Origin of the sequence: Streptomyces sp. NPDC008121 (assembly GCF_042957155.1) — a bacterium.
In the GTDB taxonomy this organism is placed as follows: domain Bacteria; phylum Actinomycetota; class Actinomycetes; order Streptomycetales; family Streptomycetaceae; genus Streptomyces.
Genome location: NZ_JBIBHT010000002.1, coordinates 953,105 through 972,859, shown reverse-complemented (window position 1 = coordinate 972,859; position 19,755 = coordinate 953,105). Strand labels below are relative to the sequence as shown.

The 19,755-nt window shown below is 74.6% G+C and carries 15 protein-coding genes; 6 read left to right on the top strand and 9 right to left on the bottom strand.

Annotation, left to right across the window (positions count from 1 at the left end):
• Positions 1 to 77 precede the first annotated feature (77 nt).
• Both ACFZBD_RS09815 and ACFZBD_RS09810 read left to right on the top strand, forming a co-directional pair.
• Complete coding sequence (locus ACFZBD_RS09815; protein WP_391138357.1) at positions 78 to 650, top strand: cupin domain-containing protein; 573 nt, start codon at positions 78 to 80, stop codon at positions 648 to 650.
• Positions 651 to 693: 43 nt separating this feature from the next.
• Positions 694 to 1,257 (top strand): YbaK/EbsC family protein, encoded by a 564-nt coding sequence (locus tag ACFZBD_RS09810; RefSeq protein WP_391138355.1) that lies wholly within the window; start codon positions 694 to 696, stop codon positions 1,255 to 1,257.
• Here ACFZBD_RS09810 and ACFZBD_RS09805 read toward each other — a convergent pair.
• Entirely contained in the window at positions 1,250 to 1,672 is a 423-nt protein-coding gene (locus tag ACFZBD_RS09805; protein WP_391138353.1) for a CoA-binding protein, read from the bottom strand. The genes ACFZBD_RS09810 and ACFZBD_RS09805 overlap by 8 nt on opposite strands.
• 142 nt (positions 1,673 to 1,814) lie before the next feature.
• Between ACFZBD_RS09805 and ACFZBD_RS09800 the strand changes: the two genes are divergently transcribed.
• The 3 genes from ACFZBD_RS09800 to ACFZBD_RS09790 all read left to right on the top strand — a co-directional run bounded on the left by ACFZBD_RS09800 (position 1,815) and on the right by ACFZBD_RS09790 (position 7,085).
• The gene (locus tag ACFZBD_RS09800; RefSeq protein ID WP_391138351.1) at positions 1,815 to 2,441 is read left to right on the top strand and encodes a YigZ family protein; all 627 of its coding nucleotides are present in this window, start codon (positions 1,815 to 1,817) and stop codon (positions 2,439 to 2,441) included.
• Between the two features lie 229 nt (positions 2,442 to 2,670).
• Positions 2,671 to 3,840: an exonuclease SbcCD subunit D C-terminal domain-containing protein gene (locus ACFZBD_RS09795; RefSeq protein WP_391138349.1), complete on the top strand. Its 1,170-nt coding sequence runs from the start codon at positions 2,671 to 2,673 to the stop codon at positions 3,838 to 3,840.
• The gene (locus tag ACFZBD_RS09790) at positions 3,837 to 7,085 is read left to right on the top strand and encodes an AAA family ATPase (protein WP_391138347.1); all 3,249 of its coding nucleotides are present in this window, start codon (positions 3,837 to 3,839) and stop codon (positions 7,083 to 7,085) included. The genes ACFZBD_RS09795 and ACFZBD_RS09790 overlap by 4 nt, the downstream gene beginning before the upstream one ends.
• Positions 7,086 to 7,112: 27 nt before the next feature.
• Here ACFZBD_RS09790 and ACFZBD_RS09785 read toward each other — a convergent pair whose 3' ends face one another.
• The 3 genes from ACFZBD_RS09785 to ACFZBD_RS09775 form a co-directional block, all read right to left on the bottom strand.
• Positions 7,113 to 7,559 (bottom strand): AsnC family transcriptional regulator, encoded by a 447-nt coding sequence (locus ACFZBD_RS09785; protein ID WP_391138345.1) that lies wholly within the window; start codon positions 7,557 to 7,559, stop codon positions 7,113 to 7,115.
• 151 nt (positions 7,560 to 7,710) lie between these two features.
• Positions 7,711 to 9,414 (bottom strand): DUF885 family protein, encoded by a 1,704-nt coding sequence (locus ACFZBD_RS09780; protein WP_391138343.1) that lies wholly within the window; start codon positions 9,412 to 9,414, stop codon positions 7,711 to 7,713.
• A gap of 48 nt (positions 9,415 to 9,462) precedes the next feature.
• Positions 9,463 to 9,960 (bottom strand): AsnC family transcriptional regulator, encoded by a 498-nt coding sequence (locus ACFZBD_RS09775; protein ID WP_391138340.1) that lies wholly within the window; start codon positions 9,958 to 9,960, stop codon positions 9,463 to 9,465.
• 60 nt (positions 9,961 to 10,020) lie between these two features.
• On the opposite strand from ACFZBD_RS09775, the gene ACFZBD_RS09770 reads away from it, so the two are divergent.
• On the top strand, positions 10,021 to 11,235 hold the full coding sequence (locus ACFZBD_RS09770) for a PLP-dependent transferase (protein WP_391138338.1): 1,215 nt from the start codon (positions 10,021 to 10,023) through the stop codon (positions 11,233 to 11,235).
• Here the strand turns inward: ACFZBD_RS09770 and ACFZBD_RS09765 are convergent.
• From ACFZBD_RS09765 to ACFZBD_RS09745, 5 genes are all read right to left on the bottom strand, one after another.
• Positions 11,147 to 12,571 carry a GNAT family N-acetyltransferase gene (locus ACFZBD_RS09765; protein ID WP_391138336.1) on the bottom strand — a complete coding sequence of 475 codons (1,425 nt, stop codon included), beginning with the start codon at positions 12,569 to 12,571 and terminating at the stop codon, positions 11,147 to 11,149. The two genes, ACFZBD_RS09770 and ACFZBD_RS09765, sit on opposite strands and share 89 nt — an antisense overlap.
• A gap of 186 nt (positions 12,572 to 12,757) precedes the next feature.
• Positions 12,758 to 15,544, bottom strand: a complete 2,787-nt coding sequence (locus ACFZBD_RS09760; RefSeq protein WP_391138334.1) for a DUF6493 family protein — start codon at positions 15,542 to 15,544, stop codon at positions 12,758 to 12,760.
• A complete protein-coding gene (locus ACFZBD_RS09755; RefSeq protein WP_391138332.1) occupies positions 15,541 to 16,911 on the bottom strand; it encodes an SWIM zinc finger family protein in 1,371 nt (456 codons plus the stop codon). Before ACFZBD_RS09755 ends, ACFZBD_RS09760 begins: the two co-directional genes overlap by 4 nt.
• 43 nt (positions 16,912 to 16,954) lie before the next feature.
• Positions 16,955 to 18,589 carry an alkaline phosphatase D family protein gene (locus ACFZBD_RS09750; RefSeq protein WP_391138330.1) on the bottom strand — a complete coding sequence of 545 codons (1,635 nt, stop codon included), beginning with the start codon at positions 18,587 to 18,589 and terminating at the stop codon, positions 16,955 to 16,957.
• Between the two features lie 236 nt (positions 18,590 to 18,825).
• A complete protein-coding gene (locus ACFZBD_RS09745; protein ID WP_391138328.1) occupies positions 18,826 to 19,656 on the bottom strand; it encodes an alpha/beta fold hydrolase in 831 nt (276 codons plus the stop codon).
• Positions 19,657 to 19,755: the final 99 nt, after the last annotated feature.

Sequence of the window (19,755 nt, the reverse complement as noted above, 5' to 3'; positions counted from 1 at the left end):
TACAGCCGGGTACACCGCGGTACACCCCACCGTAGTTCACTCCATTGAACTCTGTCATCCAAAATATTGGACGGAATGTGTCGGACCTCGATCAGCTCACGCAGTCGCTCGCCCGCAACCTGAAGCGATGGCGCAAGGAGCGCGGCTTCACCCTGGACGCGCTGGCCGGGCGGGCGGGCGTCAGCCGCGGCATGATCATCCAGATCGAGCAGGCCCGTACGAACCCCAGCGTCGGCACCACCGTGAAGCTCGCCGACGCCCTCGGGGTATCCATCACCACCCTCCTCGACTACGACCAGGAGCCGCAGGTCCGCCTCGTCCCGCCGGGGCAGGCCGTGCGGATGTGGTCCACCTCCACCGGCAGCCACACCACCCTCCTCGCAGGCACCGAGGCCCGCGGCCCGCTGGAGCTCTGGGCCTGGACGCTCATGCCCGGCGACGGCAGCGCCTCCGACCCGCACCCCGACGGGACGACCGAGCTGCTGCACGTCACCCGGGGCGTGCTGACCCTCGTCGTCGAGGGGGCGGAGCACTCCCTTCCGGCCGGCACCTCCGCCGTCTTCGAGGCCAACGTGCCGCACGCCTACCGCAACGAAGGGGACGAGCTGGTGGAGATGACCATGGCCGTCTCCATCCCGCCCGTACGCTGAGACGCCCGAACCCGGCCGCCGCGCGCCTTGTTACCGTGCCGCCATGCGCGCCCCCATCGGTGACTTCGACGACGCCCGCCCCGCCCCCGAGTGCCTGGACCTGCTGACGGAGCCGGTCGCCGCCGCCGTCCGCGCCTGGCAGGGCGCCGTACCGGCCGAGCAGCTGCTGTACGTGGACACGGACCCGGCGATCGCCGACACGGCCGTCTTCGTGGAGCACCACGGCCGGCGGCTGCTCGACCAGTCCGCGAACTGCGTGATCGTCGCCGGCACGCGCGGCGAGGTGACGACCCTGGCCGCCTGCGTGGTCCGCTCGGCGACCCGCGTCGACGTCAACGGCGTCGTCCGCAAGCACCTGGGCGCGCGCAAGGCGCGGTTCGCGCCGATGGACACCGCGACCGGGGACACCGGCATGGAGTACGGCGGCATCACGCCCCTCGGCCTCCCGGGCGACTGGCCCGTCCTGGTCGACGCCACCGTCGTCGACACCGACTGGGTCCTCGTCGGCAGCGGCCGGCGCCGGGGCAAGCTGATCGTGCCCGGCAAGGCCTTCGCCGAGCTGCCCGGCGCCGTCGTCCTGGAAGGCCTCGGCGTCGCCGTCAGCTGAGGCGCGGGATCTCGATCGCGGGGCAGCGGTCCATGACCATGTCGAGCCCCGCCTCGCGGGTCCTGGCGCACGCGGCGTCGTCGATCACACCGAGCTGGAACCAGACCGCCTTCGCGCCGACGGCCACCGCCTCGTCCGCGACCTGCCCGGCGTGCTCGCTGTTGACGAACACGTCGACCACGTCCACCGGGAACGGGATGTCGGCGAGCGTGGCGTAACCCGGCTCGCCGTGCACCGTCTCGGCCTTCGGATGGACGGGCACGACCCGCTTGCCGAAGCGCTGCAGGACGGCCGCGACGCCGTACGCCGCGCGCGCCTCGTTCGAGGACAGGCCCACTACCGCCCAGGTGTCGCCCGCGTCGGTCAGGATCCTCCGCACCGTGTCCGACTCGGTGGTCGTCGTCTCGCCGCTCATCCACTGCCTCCCGTGGCTCGTCACGTCGCCCAGCAGAACGAGCCCGGCCCCCGCATGATTCCCGGCCCTCCGCGAGCTGCCCGGCGGCCCCCTCGGGAAGGGGCCGGCGGGGACCGCCACGACGGGCGCATAGGGTGGCGGGATGCACGAGCAGTACCGCACGGTGGCCCGCGAGGGCGTGCACGAGACCGAGATCAACCGCTCGCGCTTCCTGTGCGCCCTGGCGCCCGTCGCGACCGAACAGGAGGCGCAGGCCTTCGTCGCACGCGTCCGCAAGGAGCACCCGACCGCCTCGCACAACTGCTTCGCGTACGTCATCGGCGCGGACGCCGGCGTCCAGAAGGCCAGTGACGACGGCGAGCCCGGCGGCACCGCGGGCGTCCCGATGCTCCAGATGCTGATGCGGCGCGACATGCGGTACGTCGCCGCCGTCGTCACCCGCTACTACGGCGGCGTGAAGCTCGGCGCCGGCGGGCTCATCAGGGCCTACGGCGGAGTGGTCGGCGAGGCCCTGGACGCGCTCGGCACCCTCACCCGGCAGCGCTTCCGCCTCGCCACCGTCACCGTGGACCACCAGCGGGCGGGCAAGCTGGAGAACGACCTCCGGGCCACCGGGCGGGCGGTGCGCGAGGTGCGGTACGGCGAGGCCGTCGCCATCGAGATCGGCCTGCCGGACGCCGACGTCGAGGACTTCAGCGCCTGGCTCGCCGATGTGACGGCCGGCACGGCGACGCTCGCACTCGGCGGCGAGGCCTACGGCGACGCCTGAACGACGGGGGCCCCGACCGGGTGGTACGGCGAGGTCCGTGCGAAACGAGGGGCTCGGGCGCGCTAGCGTGGTCGCTGCCGAGCGACGTCCCCCTCCGCGGGCGCCGCACGCCACGACCCGGGACGGGAGAGCGCCGACACGGCCGGGGGCGGAGAAACGACGACGGAGGAGCGGCACGGATGCGGGGCGGGGGCACCACGGTGAAGACGACGCGGGGCGGGGCACGACGTTGAGGATTCTGCACACCTCGGACTGGCACCTGGGCCGCTCCTTCCACCGGGTCGGCCTGCTCGACGCCCAGGCCGCCTTCCTCGACCACCTGGTGCGGACCGTGCGCGAGCGCGAGGTGGACGCCGTCCTCGTCGCCGGCGACGTCTACGACCGGGCCGTGCCGCCGCTGCCCGCCGTCGAGCTCTTCGACACCGCCCTGCACCGGCTCGCCGAGGCCGGGGTCCCGACCGTGATGATCTCCGGCAACCACGACTCGGCCCGCCGCCTCGGCGTCGGCGCCGGACTCATCGGACGCGCCGGCATCCACCTCCGCACCGACCCCGCCGGGATCGGCACCCCCGTCGTCCTCACCGACACCCACGGCGACGTGGCCCTCTACGGCCTGCCCTACCTCGAACCCGCCCTCGTCCGCGAGCGGCTCGGCGCCACCAAGGCCGGACACGAGGCGGTCCTCACCGCCGCCATGGAACGCGTCCGCGCCGACCTCGCCACCCGGCCCGACGGCACCCGGTCCGTGGTCCTCGCGCACGCCTTCGTCGCGGGCGGCAAGCCAAGCGACAGCGAACGCGACATCACCGTCGGCGGGGTCGCCGCCGTCCCCGCAGGCGTCTTCGACGGCGTCGACTACGTCGCCCTCGGCCATCTCCACGGCAGCCAGGCCGTCACCCCCCGCGTGCGCTACTCCGGCTCCCCCCTCGCGTACTCCTTCTCCGAGGCCGGCCACCGCAAGACGACGTGGCTCATCGACCTCGGCGCCGACGGCGCGGTCGACACCGCCGAACGGATCGACTGCCCGGTGCCGAGAGCCCTCGCCCGCCTCCGGGGCCGGCTCGACGACCTCCTCGCCGACCCCGCTCTCGTACGCCACGAGGACGCCTGGGTGGAGGCGACGCTCACCGACCCCGTACGCCCCGCCGAACCGATGGCCCGGCTCACCGAACGCTTCCCGCACACCCTCCACCTCGTCTTCGACCCCGAGCGCGCCGAGGGCGACCCGCAGGCCTCCTACGCCCAGCGGCTGCGCGACCGCGACGACCGGCAGATCGCGGAGGACTTCGTCGCCCATGTCCGCGGCGGCGCGGGACCGGACGGATCCGAACGAGCCGTCCTCCACGGCGCCTTCGACGACGTACGCGTCGACGCCGAGCGGCGCGAGGTGGCCCCGTGAGACTCCACCGCCTCTCCGTCACGGCGTTCGGGCCCTTCGGCGCCACCCAGGAGATCGACTTCGACGCCCTGTCCTCCGCCGGGCTCTTCCTGCTCCACGGGCCGACCGGCGCCGGCAAGACGTCCGTCCTCGACGCCGTCTGCTACGCCCTGTACGGCGCCGTGCCCGGAGCCCGGCAGACCCCCGGCGCCTCGCTGCGCAGCGACCACGCGCCGGCCGGGACGTCCACCGAGGTCACCCTCGAACTGACCGTGGGCGAGCGGCGGCTGGAGATCACCCGCAGCCCGGCCCAGCCGCGCCCCAAGAAGCGCGGCGGCGGCTTCACCACCGAGAAGGCCCAGAGCCGGCTGCGCGAGTACGACGCCACGACCGGCGAATGGAACGGCCTCAGCCGCTCCCACCAGGAGATCGGCGAGGAGATCACCCAGCTCGTCGGCATGAGCCGCGAGCAGTTCTGCCAGGTCGTCCTCCTGCCGCAGGGCGACTTCGCGCGCTTCCTGCGCGCCGACGCCGAGGCCCGCGGCAAGCTCCTCGGGCGGCTCTTCGACACCCGGCGGTTCGCGGCCGTGGAGGAGCGGCTGGCCGAGCTGCGCCGGACGGCGGAGCAGCGGGTACGGGAAGGGGACGAGCGGCTCCTCGCGCTCGCCCACCGGATGGCGCAGGCGGCGGGCGGCAGCGTCGTCGCCGAGCGGCCGGGCGAGCCGGGACTCGCCGGAGCCGTCCAGAGCTGGGCCGCCGTGGCCCGCTCCGAGGCCCGCGAGACGCTCGACATCGCGGGCGTGGCGGTCTCGGCCGCCGAGCACCGGCAGGCCGCCGCCCGCCGCGCCCTCGACGACGAACGGGAGCTGGCCGACCGGCAGGCCCGGCACGCCGAAGCCCTGCGCAGGCAGCGGGAGCTGGAGGCGACCAGGCCCGAACGGGACCACTGGGAGACCGCCCTCGACCGCTCCCGCAAGGCCGGGGCCGTCGCCCCCGCGCTGAGCCTGCGCGCCGACGCCGAGCGCGACCACACCGCGGCGAGCACCGCACGGGAGCGGTCGCGCGGACAGCTCCCGGCCGACCTCGCCGACGCGGGCGCCGAGCAGCTCTCCGCCCTGGAGCGCCGGCTCCGCGAGGAGCTGGGCGGGCTGGAGTCCGCGCGGCGCGCCGAGCGGCGCGGCGCCGAGCTCACCCGGGAGCGCGAGGCCCTGGAGCGCCAGGCCCGCGCGGACGAGGAGATCCTGCAGGAGGCGGCCGGCTGGCTGGCGGGCTGGGAGCCCCGGCGCGCGGAGCTGGCCGCCCGCATCGAGTCCGCCCAGGAGGCGGCCGCCCGCGCCGAGCATCTCGCCGGCCGGCTCGAACCCGCACGGCGCCGCCTCGCCGCGGCCCGCCGCCGCGACGAGCTGGCACGGCGGACCGCCGACGCCGAGGGCCGCCTGACGGGGGCCCGCGAGGAGCGCAACGACGCCCACGAGGCATGGCTCGACGTCAAGTCCCGGCGGCTGCGGGGCATCGCCGCCGAACTCGCCGCCGCGCTCACCCCCGGCGACCCCTGCCAGGTCTGCGGCTCCGCCGAACACCCCGCCCCCGCCCGCACCGGCGCCGACCACGTCGACCGCGCCACCGAGGACGCGGCCTACACCGCCTTCGCCCGGGCGGACGAGGCCCGAGCGAAGGCGGAACGCGACCTGGCGGTCACCCGTGAGGCCTGGGCGACGGCCCGCGCCGACGTCCTGACCGGGCTGACGAGCCCCACGGGGGAGTCGGACGGCCCGCGCCCGACCGTGGGGGCGGCGCTCCGGTCCGCGACGGCGGACCCGGCCACGGCCCAGGCCGGCCCGCGTACGCCGGAGCACTCGTCCACGTCCGGCGCGTCGAGCGGCGGGGGCGAGGGGCCTCCCGCCGGGACGGCGGACGGCTCCCGTCCGGCCCGTGACACCGTGCCCGGGCAACGCGCCCCGGAAGGCGCCCCGGCGCACGACGACCCCACCGGCGCCCCCGACCCCGAGGTCGCCGAACTCGCCCGCGAGGTCGAGGAGCTGAGCCGCCGGTACGCCGAGGCGCGCGACCTCGCCGGGCAGACGCACGACGCCCGGGAGGCCCTCGCGCGGGCCCAGCGGGAGTACGACAAGAGGGTCGCCGCACAGCGCGAGGCCGAACGGCGGGTCGCCGCCCGGACCTCGCAGCGAGAGGCGCTCGACCGCGAACAGACCGGCCTGGACGCCGAAGTGGCCCGCGGCCGGGGCGAGTCCGGCACCGTCGCCGATCACGCCTCGCGCCTGGAACACAGGATCGCCGTCCTCCTCGACGCCGCCGAGACCGTACGCTCCGTCGAACTCACCGCCGAGCGGCTGAAGGAGGCCGACGACCGGCTCGCCGACGCCGCCTTCCGCGCCGGCTTCGACACCCCTGCCGCGGCCCGCGCCGCCCTGCTCGACGACGGCGGGCACCGCGACCTCCAGCGACGCCTTGACGCCTGGCACGCCGAGGCCGCCGCCGTCGCCGACCGGCTCGCCGAACCCGGGACGGAGGCGGCCGCCGCCCGCCCGCCCGCCGACCCGGCGACCGCCGAGACCGCGCACACCGCGGCCGAACGGGCCCTGCGCGACGCCGCCTCGGTCCTCGCCGCCCAGCGCGACCGGTGCGCCGAACTGGCCCGGCTCTCCCGCGAGGCCGACACCGAGGTCCGGCGGCTCGGGCCGCTCCGCGAGGAGTACGACCGCGTCGCCCGCCTCGCCGGGCTCACCGCCGGCACCTCCGCCGAGAACGAACGCAGGATGCGGCTGGAGTCGTACGTCCTGGCCGCCCGGCTCGAACAGGTCGCCGCCGCCGCCACCGCCCGCCTGCTGCGCATGTCCTCGGGCCGCTACACCCTCGTCCACTCCGACGCCCGCTCCGGCGGCAAGCGGGCGGGCCTCGGCCTCCACGTCGTCGACGCCTGGACCGGCCACGAACGGGACACCGCCACCCTCTCCGGAGGCGAGACCTTCTTCGCCTCCCTGGCCCTCGCGCTGGGCCTCGCCGACGTGGTCACCGACGAGGCGGGCGGCGTCCGGCTCGACACCCTCTTCATCGACGAGGGCTTCGGCAGCCTGGACGACCAGACCCTGGACGAGGTCCTGGACGTCCTGGACTCCCTGCGCGAGCGGGACCGCAGCGTCGGCATCGTCAGCCACGTCGGGGACCTGCGCCGCCGCATCCCGGCCCAACTGGAAGTGGTCAAGGAGCGGCACGGCTCGACCGTGCGGCTCCGTACCGGAGCATGACGCGGCCTACGGGAGCGTAGGGCGGTCTCAGCGGCTGATCGCGCGCCGGGGGAGCGGGGACGAGTACACGACGCTCGTGGTCACCGAGCCGAGCGTCATGACCTTGCCGGAGATCTCCTCCAGGTGCTGCATCGAGCGCGCGGCGACCTTCAGGACGAAGCAGTCGTCGCCGGTCACGTGGTGCGCCTCCAGGACCTCGGGCGTCGCCTCGAGCAGGTCGTGGAACGGCTTGTAGTTGCCGTGCGGATAGCGCAGTCGGACGAAGGCGAGGATCGGCAGGCCCAGCCGCTCCGGGTCCACCACGGCGGTGTAGCCGGCGATCACGCCGGTCTCCTCCAGCCGCCGCACCCGCTCGGTCACGGCCGACGCGGACATGGAGACGGCCCTCGCCAGCTCGGCGAAGCTGGCACGGCCCTGGCTCTGCAGCGCCTCGATGATGCGCCAGTCGGTGGCGTCCGGTGAATATCCGCTCATGAGCGACAGATAGCAGCCGAATCCCCGGCTGATCAAGCGATTACCGCGCGCTTCTCACGGTCCGGACGCGCCGACGCCGGGGGAACCCCGGCGTTCATGTCTGCGGGGGGCGGCGTCTCGTGCCGCCGCCCCCGGCGGTCCGGCGGCCGCCTCAGAGGCGGGAGATCTCGTCCACCAGGTCGTCGAGGCCCAGCGGCCCCTGCGACAGGGCCGCCATGTGCCACGCCTTCGCGTCGAACGCGTCACCGTGCGCCGCCCGGGCGTTGGCCCGCCCCAGCAGCCACGCCCGCTCGCCCAGCTTGTAGCCGATGGCCTGGCCCGGCATCGACAGATAGCGGGTCATCTCGCTCTCGACGAACGACGGCGGACGGCTGCTGTGCTGCTGGAAGAACTCCTGCGCCAAGGCCGGCGTCCACCGCTCACCCGGGTGGAACGGCGAGTCGGCGGGGATCTCCAGACGCAGGTGCATGCCGATGTCGACGATCACCCGGCAGGCGCGCATCATCTGCCCGTCGAGGTAGCCGAGCCTGCGCTCGGCGTCGGGCAGGAAGCCCAGCTCGTCCATCAGCCGCTCCGCGTAGAGCGCCCAGCCCTCCGCGTTGGCGCTCACCCCGCCGATCGTCGCCTGGTAGCGGGAGAGCCGGTCGGCGACGTGCACCCACTGGGCGATCTGCAGGTGGTGACCGGGCACGCCCTCGTGGTACCACGTCGACACCAGGTCGTAGACGGGGAAGCGGGTCTCCCCGTCGACCGGCAGCCAAGTGCGGCCGGGGCGGGAGAAGTCCTCGGACGGGCCGGTGTAGTACGGCGCGGCCGCGCCGCCCGGCGGAGCGATCCGCGACTCCACCTTCCGCACCCGCTCGGCGAGTTCGAAGTGGGTGCCGTCGAGCGCCTCGATCGCCTCGTCCATCAGGTTCTGCAGCCAGACACGGACCTCCTCGACCCCCTCGATGTGGGTGCCGTGGACATCGAGATGGGCGAGCGCCTCCCACGGCCCGGCCCCCGGCAGGATGCGCTCCGCCTCGCTGCGCATCTCGCCGAGGAGGCGGTGGTACTCCGACCAGCCGTACGCGTACGCCTGGTCGAGATCCAGGTCGGTGCCGTTGAAGTAGCGCGACCAGCGCTGGTAGCGCTCACGGCCCACCGTGTCCGGCGCGCCGGCGACCGCCGGGGCGTACACATCGCGCATCCAGTCCCGCAGGGCCGCCACGGCCTCGTTCGCGACCCGGCCGGCGGCGGCCAGCTCCGTACGCAGCTCGGGGTCGAGGGAACCGGGGCTCGCGGCCGCGAACTCCTCGAACCATCCCGGGCCTTCGGCATCCGCGCCCGACCACTCGGTCAACTGCTCCACGAAGGTGGCCGTCGGCCGCGGGCCGCCCAGCAGCTTGCGCTCAAGGCCCAGGGCGAGCGAGGCGCGGTAGCCCTCCAGCGCCGCGGGGACCGCCCTCAGCCGCCGGGCCACGGCCTGCCAGTCCTCAGGCGTCTCCGTGGGCATCACGGTGAAGACCATGCGCACGCTGTGGGCGGGGGAGCGCATGTTGCTGACCGCGCACAGGCCCTCGTCCGCGTCGTGGACGGCGAGTTCGGCCGTCAGGCGCTCCCGCAGCAGCCGGCCGCACCGGCGCTCGGCATCCGTGTCGGCGCCCGGCTGCCGCTCGGCGTCGTCGAGCAACGCCAGGGTGCGGCGGGCCAGTTCGGCCACCGCCTCCTGCCCGGCGGGGGAGAAGTCGGGAAGAAGGCCCGCGCTCTCCTTGACTCCCAGGTATGTACCGGTGATCGGGTCGAGTGCGATGAGTGCGTCGACGTAGGTGTCGGCGACCTGGCGGGGCAGCGCGCTGCTGGAAGTCTCTGGCATGGGACTCATCCTCCTGCCTCCACCGGCCCCGCGTCATCTCAATCGATCTCAGTCGGCTGACAAATGAGCGCTCTGGCCGGGCGGCAGGAGGGGTCCGCACTCCCACTGCTGGAAGATCAGCCGGGTCTCGACGCGGGCCACCTCGCGCCGCGAGGTGAACTCGTCCAGAACGAGTCGCTGCAGGTCGGCCGGGTCGGCGACGGCCACGTGCACCAGGTAGTCGTCCGGCCCCGTCAGATGGAAGAGCGCACGGGACTCCGGGATCGCCCGAATCCGCTCCACGAACGGACCGATCAGTTCGCGCCGGTGGGGGCGTACCTGGACGAGAAGCAGCGCTTCCAGCCCACGGCCGAGTTTGGCCGGATCCAGTCGTAGCTGGTGCCCGAGGATCACCCCGCTGCGGCGCAGTCTGGCGACCCGGTCGAGGCAGGTGGAGGGCGCGACGCCGACCTCGGCGGCGAGCTCCCGGTAGGTGGTCCGTGCGTCGTTCTGCAGGAGGCGAAGAATGTGCAGATCGACCGGGTCCAGTACGACAGAATCGGCCATGCGGCGAACGTAGCACGGCGAATCCGCACTACCCTCCGGTATTCGTTCACAGTGCCGCCCATGGACTACGACGCCTCCACCCCCAGGGCTCTGGCCACCGAAGCCGTGCACGCCGGCCGCGAGGACCTCGCCGGCCTCGGCCTGCACGCCCCGCCGCTCGATCTGTCGACCACCTACCCGTCGTACGACACGCGGGCCGAGGCCGCGCGGATCGACGAGTTCGCCACCACCGGGGCCCGGCTGGACGGCCCGCCCGTCTACGCGCGCCTGGACAACCCCACCACCGCGCGCTTCGAGTCGGCCCTCGCCCGCCTGGAGGGCACCGACTCGGCCGTGGCCTTCGCCAGTGGCATGGCGGCGCTGACCGCGGTCCTGCTGGTCCGGGCGAGTCTCGGTCTGCGGCACGTGGTCGCCGTCCGGCCGTTGTACGGCTGCAGCGACCATCTGCTGAACGCGGGGCTGCTCGGCACGGAGGTCACCTGGACCGACCCCGCCGGCATAGCGGACGCGATCCGTCCGGACACCGGTCTGGTCATGGTGGAGACGCCGGCCAACCCGACGCTGGCGGAGGTCGACATCCGGGCGGTCGCCCACGCCTGCGGGTCGGTGCCGCTGCTGGTGGACAACACCTTCGCCACCCCGGTGCTCCAGCGGCCGGTCGAGGAGGGCGCGCGGATCGTGCTGCACAGCGCCACCAAGTACCTGGGCGGGCACGGTGACGTGATGGGCGGCGTCGTCGCCTGCGACGAGGAGTTCGCCCGCTCGCTGCGCCAGGTGCGGTTCGCGACCGGCGGCGTGCTGCACCCGCTGGCCGGATATCTGCTGCTGCGCGGTCTCTCCACGCTGCCGGTACGGGTACGGGCGGCGTCGGCGACGGCCGCCGAGCTGGTCCGGCGGCTCGCCACCGACCCGCGCATCGCGCGGGTGCACTACCCGCGGGTGGGCGGCGCGATGGTCTCCTTCGAGGTGTACGGAGACCCGCACGACGTGATCTCCGGGGTACGCCTGATCACGCCGGCGGTCAGTCTCGGCAGCGTCGACACCCTGATCCAGCACCCGGCCTCCATCAGCCACCGGATCGTGGCCGAGGGAGACCGGCGCTCGGCGGGCGTCAGCGACCGTCTGCTGCGGATGTCGGTCGGTCTCGAGGACGTCGAGGACCTGTGGCGGGACCTGACCCAGGCCCTCAGCGCTTCGCCGGCCGAGACGTCCCGTTCGGGACTTCTCCGTGCGGCGGACGGTTCCCCGGCCGAGCCGCCGCGAGCCGCGCGGTGATGACCAGGGTGCCCTCCTCGATCTGGTAGTCGAGGGGCAGGCGCAGCGCCCGCATCGCCGCGACCATGCCGGTGTTGGAGGACTGCGTCACGGCGTAGACGCTCTCGCATCCCGCCTCGACGGCCATCGCGACCAGTCGGCCGAGGAGTTCGGAGCCGATGCCCCGGCGCTGCCAGTCGTCCTCGACCATCAGGGCGACCTCCGTCTCGTCGCCGTCCCAGAGCAGGTGGCCGAGGGCGACGAGGCGGCCCGAGGCGGTCTGCGCGGTGAGCGTACGGCCGAAGCGGGGGCTGAGGAGATGGTGCAGATAGCGGTCGGCGTCGCCCACCGGCCCGTGGTAGCGGAGGCCCAGCGTGCGCTCGGAGCAGCGGTCGTGCATGGCCCGCGCGGCGACGGCGTCCCGCTGGTCGGCGCGGCGGACGGTGATCTCGCTGCCCTCGGGCAGGGTCAGCACGTCCTGGCCGCGGGGCATGCGCGGGCCGAGCCGGGCGTCGAGTTCGACGAGCGCCCGGGCCCGGGCGAACTCGCTCGGCGTGAACGGCAGATAGGGCCGCTCGATGGTGATCGCCCCGCCGTGCGGATCGCGCAGCCGCATCACCGTCTCTTCGAGGACGCCCTCGACGGGGGCGGTCTCGCCGGTGGGCCGCCCGCTCAGGGAGACGGCCGGCAGTGAGTGGATGGTGCAGCGGCCGAGGAGCTGGCGCAGGGCGAGGGGGAGTTCGGCGGCGTCCAGGGCGGTACGGGTGGCGAGGCCGAGCAGCCGGGTCGGGGTGTCCACCAGGTCGTGGGCGTCCGCCCGTTCGATCCAGGTGCCGCTGCCGCCGGCGGCAGCGATCTCCCGGCCGAGGTGGCCGGCTTCGAGGGTGCCGGGCGCGCGCAGCAGGAACTCGTCCACCGTGCCGTCGGCCAGCGGATGCGTCTGGAGGGTGAGGATGTCCACTTGGTGGCGGGCCAGCGCCGTGCACAGCGCGGCGAGGCTGCCGGGGGTGTCGCGGACCGTGGTCCGCATCCTCCACAGGGCGGTGGCGACGGGTTCGGGGGCCGGGGCCGGCGCGGTGTCCTCGCTCCGCGGCGGCGGCGGGGCCGCCCCGCCGCCGGTATCGACGGCGGGCGGCGCATGGCCGCGACGCCGTGCCCACCATGTGTGGAAGGCGGCGGTGGCGACCAGCGCGATCGCCGAGAACACCAGCATGAACGGGCCTTCGGCGCCCCGGACGACGGTCTTGGCGATCGTGTCCGCCACCACCACGGCCGTGAACAGGGCTGCCAGCTCGATGAGGTCCTGCCGCCAGTGGTGGGGACGACGGGCACTCTTCGCGGACGTCACATCAGTCATGACCTCACTGTGACCCAACGGTGTTGCGTGATCACGAACGATGTGTGACTGACGGGTTAAGCGCCATTCTGCGGGATTAGTGACTGTTTTCAACCACTTGCGTTCTCGGCTGATCGGTCGCCCGGCGGATCCTGACAGCACCCGGACGGCGCCCGGTTTCGCACCCTGCGGAAGCGGCCCCCGCCGTCACCCCCGTCCGGCGAGGGCACGGTGCAGCCGCTTCGCCTGTACGACCAGCTGCGAGGAGCCGCGCCGCGCCGCCACCGCGTCGAGCCCCGGTATCTCCTGGGCGGCGCCGCACCGCTCGGCGCACTCCGCCGCCACTGCCAGCACCTCACCGAGAGCGCGCACCGGCTTCTCCACCGCGAGCAGCCCGGGCAGCACGCCCGCCAGGACACTCCACACCGTGGCGTAGGCGCCGGTCGCGGCGGCCGTCCGGCACGCCTCCGCGAGCCGATTGGCCTTGACCTCGCCCTCGCTCACCAGACGGGCCAGTTCGGCCCCGAGACCCGGCCCGTCCAGCTCGCCCCGCGCGGCCAGCACCAGCAGCACGTCCACGGCCGTCAGCCGGTCCTCCGCGTGCCGGGCACCCAGACCGATCGCCAAGGCGAGACGCACCGCCGGTCCTACCGGCCCGTCCCCCTCGGCCAGCGCGGTCAGCCCCCGGTTCACCCCGCGCTCGGCCCACGCCGCGCCGCCGGCGAGGGACGGAAGCAGCCACGCGGCCAGGGTCTCCCGGTCGTCCGGCAACACCGCCGCCCAGTTCGCCTGCCCATCGGTCCAGTGGACACAGCGCCGGAGGCCCTCGGAGAGCCGCCCGCCCAGCCACTGGAACGCGGGCGGGAACTCCTCGCGTACGGCTCGGCGCTCCCGGATCCGCAGGACGAGACGGTCGGCCAGCCACCACCGTCCCGTCGCCGTCTCCTGGCGCCGGGTCAGGAACCGCACCCCCGGGGCCAGGGACGCGTCCGACTCCAGCCAGTCGGCGAGCCGCTCACCGGCCCGGCTGCCGAGCGCAGCCCCGCGCGCCGCGGCCTCCCGCGCGCCCGGGTCGGCCTTGCGGAGCCGCAGTAGGGCCTGCGCGAGGTCCGCGGGCGCCGGTTCGACGCCCGCCTCCTGGTAGGCCCGCAGCCGGTCGGCCAGCTCCAGGGGCGCGACGGCCCCGGTGTGCCACGTGGGTGCGGCGAGCAGGAACGGCAGCCGGCCGGTGGTGATCAGATCGGCCACTTCCCAGAGCCGGGCGTCGATCACCCCGCCGAAGGCGAGATGGGTGCAGGAGGTCGTGCCGTGACGCCTGGCCCGGCCGGCCTGGACGACCGACTGGTCCACGGCGCCCAGGAGGGCGGCGAGCACGACGTCGATGCCATGAGTGGAGTGGTCGAAGTAGTTCGTCCGGCGGCCGGCCTGGTGGTGCCCCAGCCAGAAGCTGCCGGCGAAGGCCGCCGCGACCGCCTCCGTGAGCACCGCACGGTCCCGGTGCGCGTGCCGGACGAGCCCGTCCAGCGCCCGCTCGAACTCCTCCGCCGTCCTCGTGCGGCCCTTGGAGAGCGCCACCAGGTCCTCGACCAGCTCGGCGACCGACTCCGCGGGCGGCGCCACCGGACGCGCTACGGGCACGGGCGGCAGGATCTCCTCGTACGCACCGTCGGCGTCCTCGTCCGGAAGGCCGCCGAACAGTTCCTCGGCCGCCTCCCGGTGCCCGGGGTCCAGCCGCGCCGCCGCGCCGGCCAGTTCCAGCCGCACCTGCTCGTCCACCGCGCCGAGGTGGCGGCCCACCAGCTTCAGGGCCCGCTCCTGGAGGCCGTTGTCCTCGTGCCCGAACGCGTCCGCCACGACCGGAAGGAGCTCGGCGGCCGCAGCCGGGTCCTTCCTGAGCACTTTGGTCAGGAGGGTCAGCTGCGCCCGCACCAGCTTCTTCTCGGTCCGGAAGAGCACCGGGCCGGACATCTCGGCCAGCTCCCGGACGGACAGCTCGCCCTCGAGCGCGAGCTCCGCGAGGATCTGCTGGGCGTAACCCGCGACCGGCGACGGGGCGTCGGCCGCCATCCCGGTCCACTCCGCGACCCGGCCGCTCCGCTCCCGGCCCGTGGGGCCGAGGAGCTGGAGCAGGGAGAGCGGGAAGCGCAGGTCACGCGGGCGTCCGCCGCGCAGGAGGCGAGCGACGCAGCCCTCCAGCAGCGTCTCGCGGTCGAGCAGTCCCTCCGCGGCCAGCGCGGCGAGCGCCGTCGGCCAGTGGCCGGAGTTGTCGGAGTCGTTCCACCAGGTGAGGGGGTCCGGCGTCTCGCCGAGCTCGAAGAAGCGGGGCACCAGCACCGGCGTCTGCGGGTCCGTGCGCAGCCGGTCCAGGAGGCCGTCGCCGGCCACTGCCCGGGTCCAGCCCGTGACGTAGGCGTCCGTCGCCGGCACCGGACAGCCGGAGAGGACGACCAGATCGTGGACGAGTGCGTAGCCGTTCTCCACCACGGCCGGCCGCTCGGCCAGCCGCTGCGTCACGTCCGCGAGCCAGGCCGGATCCCGGTCGGCGAGGACGGTGAGGAGGAGGGAGCCGTCGCGGGAGCCCCAGTCCATGAGGTCACGGCCCGCGATCCAGGCCGCGGCCGCGGCGGCCCCGGTGTGGCATCCGGCGCCCGCGACCCGCAGGGTGCGGCGGATCCCGGCCGCCTCGGACCAGCGGCTCCAGTCCCACCCGCGCACCTCCGTGCGCAGCAGCTTCAGCTCCCCCAGCACGGTCTTGCGCGCGGCCGCGTCCAGCGGCTTCAGCAGCCCCGGCACCTCCGCGACCCTGCCCTGGCGCACCGCTTCCAGCAGCCGCTCGACCGCCACGGCCTCGCCCGACACCCCCGCCGTCACGGCCTCGCCCGACACCCCCGCCGCCACGGCTTCTCCCATCGCCCCCGTGGCCGGGTCCGTACCCGGCGCCCCTGCCGTACCCGTCATCCCCGCCGTCCCCGTCTTCTCCGTCGTGTCCGTCATCGCGTGCCTCCGGCGACCGTCTCGCCCCGCCTGACCATCCGCACCGCCAGGGCGTGCTTGCACGGACCGCGCCGGCCGCGGTAGTCCGCCCACCACTGGCAGGTGCAGCTCAGCGCCCCGCCCGACTCCCGGACCTGATAGCGCCGTTCGCCCGAGGCGACCGTCGCGAGGACGCCGTCGAGGACGACGGCGCCCTCGGCGACCAGCGCGCGAGCGGCCACGAGACGCGGATTGTGGCGCTCGGCGCGGTCCGCGTCGTAGGGCAGCTCCCGGTGGAAGTAGGCCGCGTCGGCGACGTCGTACCCCACCCGCCCCGCCGTCCCGAGCCGGGTCAGGGCCGCACGCACCCGCTCCACCGTGAGCCCCGCCTCGGCGGCCAGCTCGGCCGGGTCGATGCGCGGCTCCCAGGCCAGCAGGACCGAGACCAGCTCGGCGTCCCGCTCCGCCTCGGGGGTGGCGAGCGCCTCCAGGACCCCGCCCTCCCCCGAGAAGCCCCGCGAGGCGTCCGGCGAGAGGGTGAGCGTCAGGCGCATACCCGGCAGCGTCAGTTCCCAGGCGCTCGCCGTCGCGACCCCGTCCGGCACCGGTCCGTACACCCGCAGCGCCGTCGCGTGCCGCAGCACCCGCTCCAGGGCCGCCAGCCGGTCAGGCCCCGGGAGGCAGACCGCGCCCGCGACCGGCCGGGTGGTCGGCCGCAGCGTCCTGCCGGACTGGACCACCCACAGGGGCCCCCGCCCCCGCGCCTGCGAGCGGGGCAGCGACCGCAGGAACCGGACGGCCTCGGCGCCGGTCAGCTCGGCCCGCAGATCGAACCCGGCGGACGCCACCTGCGCCTCGGCGAAGCCGCGAAGCCAGCGGTCCGGCAGCGGCACCTTCTTCTCCACGACCGCGCCTTCGAGCGTGGTCACCGCCAACTCCTGCGGGCCGACCCGAAGATGCAGCGGATCGTGCCCCGTCATCCGGGACAGGGCCTCCCGCAGCGGATTGTTGACGTCCACATTGGTCGTGCCGTGGCCGGTCTCGGCTCCGTCAAGGCCCTCGCTCAGCACGTCCAGGCGGGCGTACACCCCGCCGCAGCCGGAGAACGACTCGAAGCGCAGCCGGTCGCCGTTCCCCGTCACGACCGGGTCCAGCGACCCCGGTCGTATCCGCTGGTAATAGCGGGCGGCCGCCACGTCCGCGACCGCGAGCAGGCCGCGCGCCGCGATCTGCGGGGACGTCAGGAACCCGGCGAAGAAGCGGGGGTGGGCCTCGGCTCCGGCGGGCGTCAGCCCCCCGGAGGTCTCCAGGCCGAGCTGCCGCCCGCCCCCCAGGGTCTCGAGGGCGGACGGGCGTGCGTAGGCGAGCGCCTGTACGGATCGCGTCATGCGAAAGACGTTAGGACCCACCACTGACAATCGGCCGTGGCGCTCACTGCCCGACGCGCCCCGGCTGGAGCACCTTGGCGAACAGCACCGTGCCGCCCTCCGCCCGCAGCCGCACCGTCAGTTCGCCGCTGTGCCCGTCGATGTCGACCTCGCCGAAGTACTGCGGGCTCTCCATCGGCGAGACGTTCGCCCGCTCGGGCGCCTGGACGAAGACCCGCTCGGGACCGAACGTCGGGTCCAGCCGGTTGGCGGGGAAACCGCCGGCGGCCAGCGGGCCCGAGACGAACTCCCAGAAGGGCGCGAAGTCCTGGAAGGCCGCCCGCTCCGGCGCGTAGTGCTGCGCCGAGGTGTAGTGCACGTCGGCGGTCAGCCACAGCGTGCCGGTGATCCGCCGGTGCTTGACGAACCGCAGCAGCTCGGCGATCTGCAGCTCCCGGCCCAGCGGCGCGCCCGGGTCGCCCTGGGCGATCGCCTCGATGTCGGTGGCGCCGTCCGGGACGACCAGGCCCAGGGGCATGTCCGCGGCCAGGACCTTCCACACGGCCCGCGAACGGCTCAGCTCCCGCTTGAGCCAGGCGAGCTGTTCCGCGCCCAGGATGCCGGTGGTGTCGTCCGCCTGCCGTCCCGGCGAGTTGGCGTTGCGGTACGAGCGCATGTCGAGGACGAACACGTCGAGCAGCGGCCCGTACCGCACCACCCGGTGCATCCGTCGCTCGGCGCCGCCCTGCCCGGTGCCACCGCGCGTGGTGGCACCGGGCAGCGGGAAGTACTCGCCGAACGCGCGCGAGGCACGGGCCGCGAGCACGTCGACGTCCTTCTCGGTGTACCGCGCGTCGTCCAGGATCTGGCCGGGGTACCAGTTGTTGCGGACCTCGTGGTCGTCCCACTGCACGATCGACGGCACCTGCGCGTTGAACGCCCGGACGTGGTGATCGAGCAGGTTGTAGCGGAAGTTGCCCCGGTACTCGTCCAGGGTCTCGGCGACCTTCGACTTCTCCGGGGTGATGACGTTCCGCCATATCCGCCCGTCGGGCAGCGTCACCGTCGGCTGGAGTGGCCCGTCGGCGTAGATCGTGTCACCGCTGCAGAGGAAGAAGTCCGGGTCCAGCCGGCGCATCTCCTCGTACGCGCGGAAGCCGCCGATGTCCGGGTTGATGCCCCAGCCCTGCCCGGCGATGTCCCCCGACCACAGGAAGCGGACCCCGTCGCGCCGCCGCGCCGGAGCCGTGCGGAAGGTGCCGACGACGGGCTCGCCGGTACGGTGCGGGTCGTCCGGATCCGCGAGGGTGACGCGGTAGTGGATCTGCTCACCGGCAGGCAGCCCGCGCAGGGCGGTCGTCCCTGTGAAGTCGCTGCCCGGGCCGAGCAGCGGCCCGACATGGCGCTGGCGACGGCGGAACGAGGCGTCGGCGGCGGTCTCCACGATCATCCGGGCGGGCCGGTCCGACCGGATCCACACGAGGCCGGAGGAGGCCGTGACACCTCCGGTCTGCACGCCCCAGCCGGCCCGGGGCCGTCCCGAAAGGGCCAGCGCGGGGGCCGGGACGGCGCCGCCCAGCGTGAGCGCCGCGGAGGCGGCGAGCGTGCCGCGCAGTACGCTGCGGCGGGCGGGAGAGGACGGGCTCGGGGACGGTTCGGGGAGCGGGTGGGCGGGCGGGCCGGGGGTGCGGTGCGACATGGAGGTCTCCAGGGCCTGTGCCGGGTGGGGTGCGAAGTGCCGCCCCCTGCCTAAGGGACCGGAGCGGCGCGTACGCGAACCACGCGTGAACAACGCGGAGTCCGCCCTGTCCGCCCACGGCACCGGCCCGCACGCCGTCCGGCACCCCCGCCCCGGTCCGACGGCTCAGCCGCCCCCGCCGCTCCACGCGCGCGGGCCGCCCCGCCGACGCCCGCCGCTTCACGCGCGCGTGCCGGTCAGCGGCTGCCGTCCAGGAGCACGCGGGCGACGAGGGCCGGGTCGTCGTTCATCGGGACATGGCCGCAGCCGGGCAGGCGGACGAGCCGGGCGCCGGGGACGGTGTGCTTGGCGCGCACCCCCTGGCGGCGCAGCAGCAGCCGGTCGCGGGTGCCCCAGGCCACGGTGACGGGGACCCCGGGCACGTCGTCGCCGAACAGCACGCTCCGGCCGGCCGCCAGGGTCTGGTGGAAGCCGGTGGCCTCGCGCAGGGCGAGCGTCTCGGCGACCACCGCCTCGGGTGAACGGCGCCCGGGCCGCGCGTAGATGGTGCTGGTCAGCGCGGTCCGACCGGCCGCGCTCCGGGAGAGGCGCTCGATCACGGGGACCGGCATCGACAGTGCCGCGACCCGCATGGCGCGCAGGGTTCCGAAGGCGTACCGCCGCTCCCGCTCCGACCAGAACCCGGCAGGGGAGAGCGCCGTCACCGAGCGCACCAGCTTCTCCCGGCCGAGTTCGAGGGCCAGGAGCCCGCCCAGGGAGTTCCCCGCCACGTGCGGCCGGTCGATCCCGAGGGCCGCGCAGAAGGCGCCGAGCACGGGCACGACGGTCGACAGGTCGTAGGCGTACCCCTCGGGCAGGGCGGGGGAGGTGCCGAAGCCCGGAAGGTCGACGGCGATCACGTCCCGCTCGGTGGCGAGGACGTCGAGGACCGGCTCCCACGCCTGCCAGTGGTGGCCGATGCCGTGCAGCAGGAGCAGCGGCTCGCCCGCGCCCCTGCGCTCGTACGTCAGGGAGACCGTGCGAGGCCCCCCGGGGGACCCGGCCGTGAACGAGATCTGTGCGGTCATGCGCCTGCTCCCTGTCGTCGACATCTCTTAGACGTCCTGTCAGCAAGAATTACCGGTCGGTAGCCACGAGTTCAAGGGCGCGGACGGAACTGGACACGC